This is a genomic window from Butyrivibrio sp. WCD3002, from assembly GCF_000424265.1.
Taxonomy (GTDB): Bacteria; Bacillota; Clostridia; order Lachnospirales; family Lachnospiraceae; genus Butyrivibrio.
Window position 1 is genome coordinate 37,966 of sequence record NZ_AUJO01000002.1, and the last position, 13,234, is coordinate 51,199.

The 13,234-nt window shown below is 41.6% G+C and carries 6 protein-coding genes; all 6 read right to left on the bottom strand.

The window, feature by feature from the left end; translation table 11 throughout:
• Positions 1-141: 141 nt before the first annotated feature.
• The gene (locus G608_RS22175) at positions 142-4,815 is read right to left on the bottom strand and encodes a BspA family leucine-rich repeat surface protein (RefSeq protein WP_051208794.1); all 4,674 of its coding nucleotides are present in this window, start codon (positions 4,813-4,815) and stop codon (positions 142-144) included.
• A 73-nt stretch (positions 4,816-4,888) separates the two neighbouring features.
• A complete protein-coding gene (locus G608_RS0103720) occupies positions 4,889-7,132 on the bottom strand; it encodes an InlB B-repeat-containing protein (protein ID WP_026494898.1) in 2,244 nt (747 codons plus the stop codon).
• Positions 7,133-7,368: 236 nt separating this feature from the next.
• Positions 7,369-9,138, bottom strand: a complete 1,770-nt coding sequence (argS, locus tag G608_RS0103725) for an arginine--tRNA ligase (RefSeq protein ID WP_026494899.1) — start codon at positions 9,136-9,138, stop codon at positions 7,369-7,371.
• Positions 9,139-9,174: 36 nt separating this feature from the next.
• The gene (locus tag G608_RS0103730; RefSeq protein ID WP_026494900.1) at positions 9,175-10,212 is read right to left on the bottom strand and encodes a M42 family metallopeptidase; all 1,038 of its coding nucleotides are present in this window, start codon (positions 10,210-10,212) and stop codon (positions 9,175-9,177) included.
• A gap of 61 nt (positions 10,213-10,273) precedes the next feature.
• Positions 10,274-11,698: an MBOAT family O-acyltransferase gene (locus G608_RS0103735; protein ID WP_051208796.1), complete on the bottom strand. Its 1,425-nt coding sequence runs from the start codon at positions 11,696-11,698 to the stop codon at positions 10,274-10,276.
• A gap of 2 nt (positions 11,699-11,700) precedes the next feature.
• Positions 11,701-13,215 carry a hypothetical protein gene (locus G608_RS0103740; RefSeq protein ID WP_026494902.1) on the bottom strand — a complete coding sequence of 505 codons (1,515 nt, stop codon included), beginning with the start codon at positions 13,213-13,215 and terminating at the stop codon, positions 11,701-11,703.
• Positions 13,216-13,234 lie beyond the last annotated feature (19 nt).

Genomic DNA, 13,234 nt, shown 5'->3' on the forward strand with positions numbered 1-13,234 from the left:
ACCGCCGCGGTGATGACTTTGCTTAAGAAATGGATGAATGATGTTCTTAAAAAAGAAGAATAGACAATTGCCGCCTTCCGGGAAGCCAAATTTTCCCCGGAAGGCGGTCATTTTTCCTGGCTGTTTTTTTACAGAAAGTGCCTATTTTACAGTCACCTTGCACTTAGCTGTTTTACTCTTTCCTGCTTTGTCCTTGATTGTTACGGTGATCGTGCAGGTACCTTTCTTTTTAGCGGTTACAACTCCGTTCTTTGAAACAGCAGCAACCTTTTTGTTATCTGATTTAAAGGTTGTGCTCTTTATGGTAGCGTTGAAAGGCTTAAATCCTGATACCAGTGAGTAGGTACTTCCTACTGTCATGGTCAGCTTTTTCTTATCAAGGGTGGCCTTTTTAATCTTGACAGGATCCTTCTTGACGGTGAGGTCACATTTAGCTGATAACTTTCCGTCTGCTGTAGTAACCGTGATTGTGCAGGTGCCTTTCTTTTTAGCTTTAATCAGACCATCATTACTTACTGTGGCGATTTTGCTATCACTGCTTAACCAGTTAAGGGCCTGCATATCTGCATTTTGCGGCGCAGGTGTCGCTTCAAGCTTAAAGGATCCGCCTTTACCTAAAGTCAGTTTTGAATAGCTTAAGCTAATTCCAGTTAGCGCGATTTTGTTTTCCACAGAAGCTTTTTGTTCACCTGCAGTATGATTCTGGTCAGTTTTTCCATTGTCGGTGTCTTGTCCACCTGCTTCCGGATCGTCTCCTATCGCCGGTTCCTCACCTGTTCCAGGATCATCTCCTCCGGTTCCTGGCTCAACAGGCTCTTCTTTTCCATCGTCAGTTACAGTTGCTACTATCTTACCATTCGAATCAGTAATACTCAGTTCATAATCATAAGGCTCTACCTCACAGCCAACAGTGGTAATGAAATTCTTGTCAGTTTCAAGTTCAATATTTTCGATCACTCTGGAGTTTTCAAAGCTAATATTGTTTCCATCATACTGTTCTTCCTGGAAACGGATTTCCATTTCACCGGTATCATTGCCTACAAGTTTAAGATCATATTCCTTTTCGCCTGACAGGATTACAAATTTGGAATCGCCAAGGGCCAGTGCAGAAACATCCTCATTGCCTTCAGCAACAATCTTATTGTTAACTACGGAAGCAATTACTACTCCGCTGTCGGGATCCGTTACATAAACATCAACAGGACAATATATACAGCAAAGTCTATGCTTTTTTGCCCAGCTGACATTTGAAGCAAACATACCGCTATCAAAGTCTGCCAGCAAACAGGCCATATATGTTTCACACACATGGCGTTTTAAAGGCCGGATATCACCATTTCCATATGAGTCACCGGTGAGCTGATTATAATAATATTTCATACGGTCACTGGTGTGACCAAGATAATAATCTCTACCATACCGCATGGCTTTATAGTTTTTCTTCTCATATAACTGCAAATATGCAGCCAGATTTCCTATAGCCGACTGATTAAACTTATTTCTTAAAGCACTTTGCAGCATATTTCCATAAGAATTATTTGTCATCGGGACAGCATCTTCGTAGCGAAGAAAATTCATGGTAAAGCCATAGGTCGTAGGTGAATTGTCATAAGACCAGGTTGTCAGAGGGCTGGCATAGGTATAGCAGGTAATATCATTTGCATAACATCCTCCCTCCGCCATAAGCAGGTACTGCAGCAGATTAACGGATGCACCGCCCAGGCTATGACCAGTAAGCAGATACCTGTTGTTGGAATCATTTATTGAATTGATGCCTCTTGCCTTTAGGAATGCCTTCAAATCATTGTAAATATTAGATGCTGATAATAAGAAGCCATCCGGAAGTGCATCCAATGTCATATCGCCATCTCCCGGCGTAGTTCCTCTGCAAACAACAGTTATTATGTTATAGGTATTTTTCCCCTGCTTATATTTTGTAAGCGCAAAGGTATGCGCTGCCACGCTGGGATTATAGATGCCATACATATAATGTGTTCTATTATAATCATTCACCTGATCAACAAGCCCGAGTTCCAGCAGATCCTCATCCAGAGCATTACTACTATTGGTATTACTTCCATTCTCCGACTTGGCACTAAGAATAAGGCATATCTGAGCCAGGTCCTTCTGCGGTATATCAGAACTGTTTAATAGTTTTTTCAAGCTCCAGTTTGGGAAAGTAAAAGAACTCTCACGCATATAATGAAGCGCTGTGACATGGTTATACATAAGATTCAGCTTGCACACGATGTTTTGTTCATCTCTTGTAACCAGAATGTAAAAATAGTGATCCTTCTTACTTGTATCAAGCTGAACGATATGATCCTTTATAATAGCTTCGTCGCTAAAAGATGCATCTGAGTACAGATTCCAGGAGGCACCGGCTGTTACCTCACAGTCAATTTTCGCAGATTTCTGAAATTCCTCTATTTTAAATGTATAAAGCACTATACCAAGCTCCACACTCTTAGAATAATTCGAAGATGGCGCTGTGAATTTTTTAATTCTAAGGACGGGATCATAAACAGGTTCCTGGCTCTCAGGATCCTGTAAGGAGTCGGTATCAGAGCAGATTATAGTTACCGTATCACCAAGCTCATATCCGAGCGCCTTCCACTCAGCAGTTGTCAGCGGATAATAAATAACTGTGTTATAAACACTTGAAAGTGCATAGTATTCATATTTCCAGGACTCAGGAAGATAGATAGCCTCTATTTCTTCACCATAAATCAAATATTTCAGATTACAGTTTTCCAATATTGAAAAGCCACTAAGATCCAGATATTTAAGCTTGTGACAACCACTAAACATGCACTCCATGTTTATTACACCTGAAGTATCGAAGCTTGTAAGATCTATTGCTTCAAGGCCGCTACAACCACTGAACATATAGCCCATTGAAGTCACATTCGCTGTATCAAAGCCGGACAAATCTATAGCTGCTAACGAGGTACATCCTTCAAACATACCCCACATAGTAGTAACAGCAGAAGTATCAAGCTCATCAATTTTTAGCTCTGTGAGACCTGAACAACCATTAAAAAGCTGTGCCATATCCGTCACTTTTGATGTTTTGAATTTACTTAGATCAAGACTTTTTAATCCGGAGCAACCCCGAAACATGCCACCCATACTAGTCACATTGCTCATATTAAAGCCACTGACATCAAGCGTTGTAAGGCTGCTACACTCGTCAAACATCCAGTCCATGTTTTTAACATTAGAAGTATTAAACTTCTTCAAATTAAGTGATGATAATGCCTTACATCTATAAAACATCTCGTTCATATCTACCACCTTCCCGGTATCAAAGGTAGAAAGATCAATGGATGTAACAGCTTCACAGTTCTTAAACATCGCTGATATATCTGTAACATTTGATGTATTAAAGCCATTAAGATCAAGCGTTGTAAGTGACGTGCACCCACCAAACATATCCTGCATATCAGTTACATTTGATGTATTAAAGTGCTTTACATTAAGACTTTTTACAGATTTACATCCACAGAACATGCAGTCCATATCTGTTACACTGGAAGTATCAAAGCTACTTAAATCTATAGATTCAAGTGATTCGCAATTACCAAACATATCACGCATATTGGTAACGTTTGAAGTATCAAAAGAACCTATATTCAGACTCTGCAGTAAAAAACATCCTGAAAACATGCAGGACATATCTTTTACTTCCGAGGTATCAAAACCGCTTAGATCAAGACTCTTAAGTTTGTTGCATCCACCAAACATCTGATCCATAGTTTCCACATTGGAGGTATTAAAATTACTGAGGGATAATTCTTCCAGACTTGAGCAGCCATTAAACATAAAACTCATCTCTTTTGCAGATGCTGTACTGATTTTATCCATCGTTATCTTTTTTAGTTTATAACATCCCTGAAATACACCATGCATGTATTGAACATTTGATGTATCTGATAATTCATTAAGATTGATTTCTTCAAGGTTTCTACAATCGTCAAACAGCTGACGCATATCAACAACTTCAGATGTATCCAATCCATTAAACTCGACACCGGTAAGATTTTTGCATCCGTAAAATAAATTGCAAAGACCTGTTGCCTTGCAGCCCTCTTCAAATGTAACGGAAGTAACCTGTTCGCATCTTTCAAATATATAACCGCCTATACTCGTAGGATATCTTTTTCCATCCTTCTCGGCATAGGCAGGTACAACAACATCCGAATCATTGCCATGGTAATCCCATAACATCAGCACAGAATTATAGTCATCAAATGCATATCCGAAATCTTTATACCACTCAGGATTGTCATCTGCAGCATTTCGTACAGAAACCTCAAGCTCGCTTTCATCAGATGCACTTTCAGCTTCGTCATCCTTTTTCAGCTCGTCCGATATACTGCTATCAGCTGCAGCTTGTGAAGGTGCCTCCTCAGCAGATGCTTTGCTTGCAGAATCTTCTGTATTAGTCTCACTAGCCGCTTCGCTCTCAGATGCTGCATCCTCAGAATTACTGTTCTCAGATGAATTTTTGTCAGTGACTGTTTCATCTGCGGCATCAACAGCTGTAGCTTCTTCGGAAGAATTTTCAGCCGGATCATTCACATCCGACGTATTCGTCTGCGAATCGTCAACCTCAAAAGTGCCAGCATCTTCTGCCGGCTCATCAGCAACCTGTCCCATATCTTCAGTTTTTTCAGGCAACAAATCAACATCTGTCTCCACGGCAGATTCCTGATAATCAGATGCAGCATATACTTTGTTCTGAAAATTCATCTGTGACAAAGATGTAAGAATGGTGAGACTTAGAACTACAGAAAGAACCCGTTTCCTCATTTGCATACCCTCCTTCGTGTAACAACACACTGAAAACAGTATAGCATAAGGAAACGGGATAAAATAGTTTCTATCACTTTCTTTTAATTTTTACCGATTTGGCAATACCTGACTTCTGAATCAGCTTTTTGCTGGTATTAAAATCCTTCTTGCCGGCTTTGATCTTGATGGTTGCCTTTTTATTGATGTTCTTAAAGGCATTTTTATCGACAGTTGTAAGCTTTCCCTTAAAGAAAAAGGTTTTAAGATTTTTAGCACCCTTAAAGGTGTTTTTCCCCACATCAGTCAGATATTTTCCTGTGGTCATGGAGGTTATCTTTTTATTGTTCTTAAAAACTCCATCACCTATTTCCACAACCTTATAGGTTATATCCTTTGCCTTGATGGTAGCGGGAACTTCCACCTTTTTCTTTTTGCCATTGTAGGACACAAGTGACACCTCGCTGATGGACAGGCACTCAAAGATCATATTTTCAACAGTATCACCGTTCTTATCAACAGAGATAACAGAAATAAGCATGGCACCTTCCGGAGTCATTTTCGTCTCTGTAATAGTTTCAGAACCGTCGCTGTTTTTCTGAGCTTCGGAATTGCCGCCTGAATTCCCTCCGGGATTAGTTCCTCCACCGCTTCCATTTCCACCGGAAGAATCTCCGGATCCGCCGGTAGTAATACTATAGTCTACATAGGCTGTAACTCCGCCTGCGGATACCCTTGCCCTGTAATCACCTGCAAAAATCGGCGGTACGAAGCCTTCGGGATAATTGGTCTGGTTTATGCCAACATAGGTCACATAGTTATCCGATACAGAAAATCCTGTGGCCTGGTTAAACTCCTTTAGTCCGATAAGCTTGGCATTGGCACCTCCTGCAGCACCGGGCGTAGCAATGTCAGGCGGATCAATTCTCAGTGTGATCTTATAGTCATTTCCTGCAAATGGGCAAAACTCGTGGTTATTGCAGGTCGCTATAATAGCGTTTCCGCTTGCGGAATAGGTAAAGCTATGCTTGTGTGTTTCCCACTTAGCATATAATGTATAGTCTTCACCGATACCATTTGAAAATGAGAATTTATTCCCATATCTGTCAAACCATCCCGCAAAACAGTAATTTCCTTTTACCGGCTTTTCCGGTTCATTGACTTTTTCATTTGTGTAAATCTTCTGTGAAGGAACAGAGCTTCCTCCATCAGTGTTAAAGCTGACTGTATGGATATTTTCTTTAAGAGCAAGAACAGCTTCATTTCCTCTTCTTCCAACTGCATATTTTGAAGCTTTATCTGCATAAAAAGCTGCTGCATTTCCTCTGCTTGTAAGACCATTTGTTATAGGTACGGGCAACGAGGAATCAGAAACATTCTGCAGGGTAACACCTATTTCGGCATCATCATTAAGGGCTGAAATGATATTAATCTTTTTTCCATCTCCAACTAAAACATTGATCTTCGTAGCCGCTACCGCAGATGGGTTGTCAGTAACAACAGCGCTTCCTCCAATATTAAGGGTTCCACCGGCATAGTTTATGCCTTTAAGCAGACAGCCGGTGATACTTCCGCCTGTCATATTCATAATTCCGCTTTGCGACAGATGAACGCCTCCGCTGGCTGCAGTTATTGCTCCTCCGGTCATATTAAAGGTACCGCCCTTAACAATAATTCCGCCCATGGTATCTCTGGAATTAGCGTTGTTTACGGTTCCTCCTGTCATATTGAAGGAACCCTTGGTCATTTCTATCGCAGCATTTTTAATATTGGATATCTTTCCGCTTGAAAAATTCACATTGCCCCGGGAAAAGATACCATACTCGGAATTCTCAATGGTCACATTGGAGATGTTGGTTGTGAAAGTCTGATTATCACTGACCCTTATAGCTCTGTAGGGTGCATTTTTGATTTTTAAATTTTCGATAGTTACATTTCCGTTGGCATAAATGACCTGCTTAGCCTCATCTGCGTCGGTAATTTTAGAATAGTCAATTGTGAGATTTTTTATGGTCACATTGGCATTTCCGTTTATGAGAATAGAAGTTTTCGTATACTCCTCCGGATAACCGGTCTGCCTGTCTACCCAGTCGTACCAGGCAGTGATGGTATGGCCCTGTCCATCTATGGTTACATCCCCGCCATTTATTATAAGCATTCCTTTTTGCTTAATATCTTCCGGAATATAAACTATACATGAATTTGAAATAACCCGATTTCCCTCACCGCCATAAATCACAAGTTCACCAGCCTTTGCTGAAATTCCAAAGGCCGTAATCATCCCGGTAAGTATAAGTAATGATAATAAAATATTTAAATGGATCCTTCTGATATCCATAAACATATTCTCCAAGTCCGGCAAGTGCCATTATATTTTTGTCAGTAAAAATAAAATGAATATACTAACCAAAATCTATATCGGCATAAATCGCAGAAAACATTATCACTAAAAAAGCCCTCGAAACTTTTAGGGTTTCAAGGGCTCGAATTTAACAAGGAAGCTCTGCTCTCGCTACGCTCGCCAGAGCAACTCCAAAATACTAAGCTCGATAATACCTCGCTAAGTATTTGGGGTTACATCCTGTCCGGTGCGCTGAAGCCAAGAAGATCAATTCCTGTCTCCAGAACCTTAAGTGTTACGTTAAGAAGTGCGATATAGCCGCTCTTCTTTTCTTCATCTGCCTCTGTAAGAATCTTTGTTGAGTGATAGAAGCTGTTAAGTGCATTGGACAGTTCGTAAATATATGCACAGATTCTGTTGGGCATAAGATCTCTTGCAGCACTCTCGACTGCATCAGCAAATCTTGTAAGGAGAAGCATAAGGTTCTTCTCATCAGGAGACTGCGCATTTCTAAGAAGAGCTCCCTTAACGTCTCCGCCTTCCTTCTCATATTTTGAAAGGATAGACTTGATACGTACCATTGTGTAAAGAATGTACGGACCTGTATCTCCCTCGAAGGAAGTGAACTTATCAATATCAAAAATGTAATCCTTGGAAGGCTGGTTTGAAAGGTCGCCGTATTTGATGGCAGCAAGAGCTACCTTGTGGGCTGTATCCTTTGCCTCGTTATCATCAATATCCTGATTGCCTTCCTTGATGCGGCTGTACATCTGCTCATCGATCTCCGCAATGAGCTTCTCAAGACGCATTACGCCGCCCTCTCTTGTCTTGAAGGGCTTGCCGTCCTTGCCGTTCATGGTACCAAAGCCTACAAAATGAAGCTCTGTCTCGGGAAGAACAAGCTTTGTCTTTCTTGCACAGCGGAATACCTGTGTGAAGTAAAGCTCCTGTCTCTTATCTACAACATAGATGAGACCATCGGGCTTAAACTCTTCCATACGCTGCTGGATAGTAGCAAGGTCTGTTGTATTGTAAAGAGATGCTCCGTCTGACTTAAGGATCATGCAGGGAGGAATCTCCTTGGTATCTGTCTCCTCAGCAACATCAACAACGAGTGCTCCCTGGCTCTCGTGAGCGTAGCCGTGCTGTTTCATGTAATCAACCATTCCGGGGATTACTTCATGAACGTCTGACTCACCTCTCCAGAGATCAAAGTTTACGTTCAGGTTCTTATAGTTTTTCTTAAGGTCATTTACAGACACATTCATGATATGGTGCCACAATGCGCGGTAGCCCTTATCGCCGTCCTGGAGAAGCTTTGTAGCCTCCATTGCCTCAGCCTTGAATGCTTCGTCCTCTTTGGACTTAGCGCTTGCTGCGGGATAAATTTCCTCAAGCTCGCTGATAGTAAAGGGAGCTTCCTTGGGGAACTGTCCCTTGTGATCCTTATCAAAATAAGGAAGATCCGGCTGACGGTGCTTAAGCTCTGTGATGATAAGTCCCATCTGAAGTCCCCAGTCACCAAGGTGAATATCGCCTGTGATCTTGTAGCCTGCATACTTAAGGATTCTCTTAATACTCTCACCGATAACTGCAGAACGAAGATGTCCGACATGAAGAGGTTTAGCAACGTTAGGTCCGCCGTAGTCGATCATGAACTCAGGCGCATGAAGCGGTGTGGATACACCAAAATGATGCTCGTGAAGCATTTTTACGATATAACCTCTTACGAAATCCTCGCTTACCTTAAGATTGAGGAATCCGGGCTTTACGGATTCTACTGATGAAAAAATCTCGCTGCCCTCAAGCTTTGCAGCTACATCATCAGCTATCATAAACGGTGCCTTACCATATTTTTTTGCACCGGCCATAGCGCCGTTACACTGGTATTCGCAAAGATCAGGCCTGTTTGAAAGCGTAACCTTTCCAAGCTCTGCATCATAGCCTGCTGCCTCAAACGCAGCTGACACCTCTTTTGAAATCAACTCTAATATTTTCTCCAATTACTTGTCCTCCTAAATATACACCTCAAATTTATATCACTTTGCCACATACTCTGCAAGGAGCTTATAGGTATTCTTAATTCCATCGATATGAGTTCTCTCATAACCGTGGCTTGCTCTTGTGCCGGGTCCGATTGCGCCGTGTCTTACATCGAAGCCTGCAACCAGAGCGGGATCTGCATCTGTTCCATAATGAGGTGTGAAAATATCTGCAACATAGTCAGCGCCTGATTTTTTACCTGCTTCCTCAAGCTCTCTTATCATATCGATATTGTAAGGGAAACGGCTGTCCATGCAGAACACTGAAACCTTGTGCTCGGAGCTTGTCTGCTCGGGTCCGATGCATGCAATATCCAGAGCAAGGAAATCCTTTACATCCTCAGGAATGAAGGATCCGCCGTGGCCAATCTCCTCATAGAAAGAAACATATATGTAAACCTTGCGGTTAAGCTCGATCTTACCATCCTTAACATCATGAAGAAACTCCATAAGAATAGCCAGAAGTGCCTTATCATCTATGAAATGGGACTTGATATAACCGTTTGCATAAGTAAATCTGGGCTCTACAGCAACGTAGTCGCCAATCTCGATTCCAAGCTTTCTTACATCATCTGCACTCTTAACATCCTCATCAAGAACTACGAATGAGTTACAGTCAAATGAAGGAACCTCTTTATTAAGCTCATCCTCTGTAACATGAACCGATGCATTTTTTCTCTGAACGCAGCCGGTAATAACCTTGCCGTTTCTGGTGTGGATACGGACATTCTCACGCTCTGTATGATATGCATAAAGACCGCCAACCTTGTAGACCTTAATGGTGCCGTCCTCGTTAATATGACGTACCATCATTCCGATCGTATCGCCGTGGGCTGTAATAAGAAGAGGATTTCCCTCGCCGCCGATTTCAGCGATTATGCCACCTTTATTTAATGTAGCAGTCTTAAAACCAAGACCTTCTATTTCTTTTACAAGATAATCCTGAAGCTCATGATACTGGCCTGTCACTGAATCTATGGACAGCTCATTTTCAAGCTCATCAAGAAAACGTTTCTCATTAAGTTCGTAGCTCATTTCAAAATACCTCGCAATTATTATTTAAGACAAATCTGATTATAGCACAAAGCTATTGTCCTCAAAATGACATATAGTAAAAGGCGCTGGGATCAACAGTTCCTCCGTAAACACCGAATATCATGGTGTAGAAAAGAATTGCCAGTGTAAAAACAACCCTGAAGGCTCTGCCCTGGGTGCTCAGCCACTGATCTACACGAAGGTCTCTCTTTGCAGTCACATAATCCATTCCGAATAAAACCGGAAGAGCAAGCATCAGAATTACAATTTCCTGTATATTAAGTCCAAGTGAAAACAGCTTATCCGTATCTGACAGTATCCAGAAATCCGGCACAGTGAGCATCTGCCTTATGTATAAAAGGGCCATCTTCGCAGAGTCCGCCCTAAAGAAAATCCATGCAAAATCCACAAAGATAAAGGTTCTTGCAGCGTGAAGAAATCTGCTTCCAAAGGACAGCTCCCCGGTTTTTTTCTTTAATAATCCGTGACTCATAAGGAAATTATCTGCAATAACATATATGCCATGGAGTCCTCCCCAAATAAGGAAAGATATCCCGTTGCCGTGCCAAAGTCCGCTGACAATAAATGTAATAAGGAGATTTATGTACTTCCTGATCTTCCCCTTCCTGTTTCCTCCAAGAGTTATATACACATAATCCTTAAGCCATGAGCTAAGAGATATATGCCATCTTCTCCAAAATTCAGAAACAGACGCAGAAAGGTAAGGCGCCTTAAAGTTATTGATTATCCTGATTCCAAAGAGCCCGGCCACTCCGAGGACTATGTGGGAATATCCCATAAAGTCGCAGTAAAGCTGAAAACCAAAGCTTCCTGCTCCGATAATAAGAGCTACTGTTCCAAATCTGTAATACTCTGAAAAAATAAGATCCGTCACCTGAAGAAATCTGTCAGCAATAACAAGCTTAACGAACATTCCATAGATTATGACGATGGCACTATCGCAGATTATGTTTATATCAAAAAGCTCGCCTCTGCTTATCTTATCAAGCTTTTTAAACTGGGGTATGAGGTTGCCGCCCCGCTCGATAGGACCGGATGTAAGCGTAGGGAAAAAGCACAGATATAAAAGCACATAAACCGGATTTTTCTCTGCTTCGATTTTCCCTCTGTAAATATCAACAAGATAGGATATGGCCTCCAGAACAAAGAAGGATATTCCTATGGGCGCAAAGCCCTTTAGCCCTGTAAACTTAAAGCAAAGAAGCATACCCGCAAGAACGATCACCGATATAGCAAGAATCAGCCTCTTAAGTCCTTGCCCCTTTGCACCTTCCAATACTCTTGAAATCAAATAGGCAAAAAGCGCTACTGCCGGCAAAATATAGAGAGCCGCGGTTCCGCTGGCACAGTAAATAGCAAAACCGGCCACCAGCAAAAATACGCTTCTAAGCCTTGAAGGTATGATAAAAATAAGAACTATTATAGAAATAATAAGCGGAAACAAAACCGAATATGGTATAAGCATTCCTATTCTCCAATGGCATTATAATTTACTTTATCTCTGAAAAGCTCAGAGCTGCTTAGATAAACATCTATTCCGACAGCATCCGTCACATCATCAAGCTCGTCATCGTATACCATGACGTTAAGCCCGTTTACGGCTTTTATGTAGTTTTCGCTCCATAAAAAGATGCCGTCATTTTCGTTCTCCGCCGGAGCATCCGCAGCATATTCCGCGTTGTCCCTTCGCCTGATCACTGAAAGACTTGCATTTTCAAATTTGTGGTTAAAGGCATAAACAGCTTCATCACCGGAAGAAAACAATACACTGCCGTGATCTAAAATAAGCGTTCCGCCCTTATCATAAAATTCATCATAATCTCCGAACTTGCTAAGGACGCCACGTATCATTTCTTCATCACCCAGCTTGTAATTACCTGAAAGGGTGAAAACCAAAACAAAGTCATTCTCATTTGCAGCAACAACATTGCTCCATTCAGAAATGTCGTTCGAAAGATCAAAGCTCTGCTTAAGGAAATGCTTATTATATGCTAAAAGATCCTTGTCCCAGTTCTCATAAGCAGGATCACCTCTGTGATTTCCCACGTCATAGCTTTCGGATAAATACTCTCCGATATAATTCGTTATTTTCTCTGCACCGTAATAGTTGCAGTGATTTAAGTCTCTGCTCTGATCTGTCTGCGGATCAAAACCAATCTCATCAAGCAGATAGTCAAAATCAAGAAAGGTCACTCCCTTTTCTTTTGCTATATCGCTGATGGTATTCTGCTGAGCCATGGAAATCTCGGGTGCAGGATAAGGTGTATGGAATAAAATAAGCTCGATTTTTTCCTTCTCACAAAGAGTGATGAGCTTATTCAGATACTTCTCTCCCACATCGCTTAGCTTCTCTCTTCTGTCTGTGGTAACTATTGAAACCTCTTCATCCGGAGTGGAATACAGGGGCTCAAGGTCTGTGTTTACATAGGGCATACTGATTACAAAATCATCCTTATTAAGGTCCTTGTATCTTTCATGCTCAAGGGGCCACTTCAGTACAAGAGGCGCACCTTCAGTACCTAAGGGCAGTCCAAAATTACCAATCTGGCTAATTGTCAGATCCATATAATTTAGAGAAAATCTTATAGGCGAATCATTGATGGTACTTCCCGCATATTCCGTATCAGGCTCGGAAATGCTGTCATCAGGAATAAAAGCCGTCTCCACCATAATGACCTTCGGCTTTTCATATTTCAAAAACTCTTTGATTGTGTAATACATGATATCCACAGGCTGAGAATTGCCTGCGATGGTATAAGCCGCTATTCCGTAATCCTCCCAAAGATTACGTCCAAGGAGCTGTCCTGCATGGCTGCTTCCCGCAAACAGCACCTCGGTGTTTTTAGCATAGCCCTCGTATACGCTGTATAGTCTTGGTTCCCCCGGGCTTCCCTTAACTGTGAAAACATTTAAAAGCCCGCCAAAAACAATTGTAAAAATTAAGAGGAATGCAACAAGCTCCCATAACCTCTTTCTTTTCATACTAATCCCCCCAAAAAAT

Excerpts from the sequence above, each read along its gene's own strand:
- G608_RS22175 (WP_051208794.1), bottom strand. The coding sequence starts at position 4,815 with ATGAGGAAACGGGTTCTTTCTGTAGTTCTAAGTCTCACCATTCTTACA.
- G608_RS0103720 (WP_026494898.1), bottom strand. The coding sequence starts at position 7,132 with ATGGATATCAGAAGGATCCATTTAAATATTTTATTATCATTACTTATA.
- G608_RS0103735 (WP_051208796.1), bottom strand. The coding sequence starts at position 11,698 with ATGCTTATACCATATTCGGTTTTGTTTCCGCTTATTATTTCTATAATA.
- G608_RS0103740 (WP_026494902.1), bottom strand. The coding sequence starts at position 13,215 with ATGAAAAGAAAGAGGTTATGGGAGCTTGTTGCATTCCTCTTAATTTTT.
- G608_RS0103730 (WP_026494900.1), bottom strand. The coding sequence starts at position 10,212 with ATGAGCTACGAACTTAATGAGAAACGTTTTCTTGATGAGCTTGAAAAT.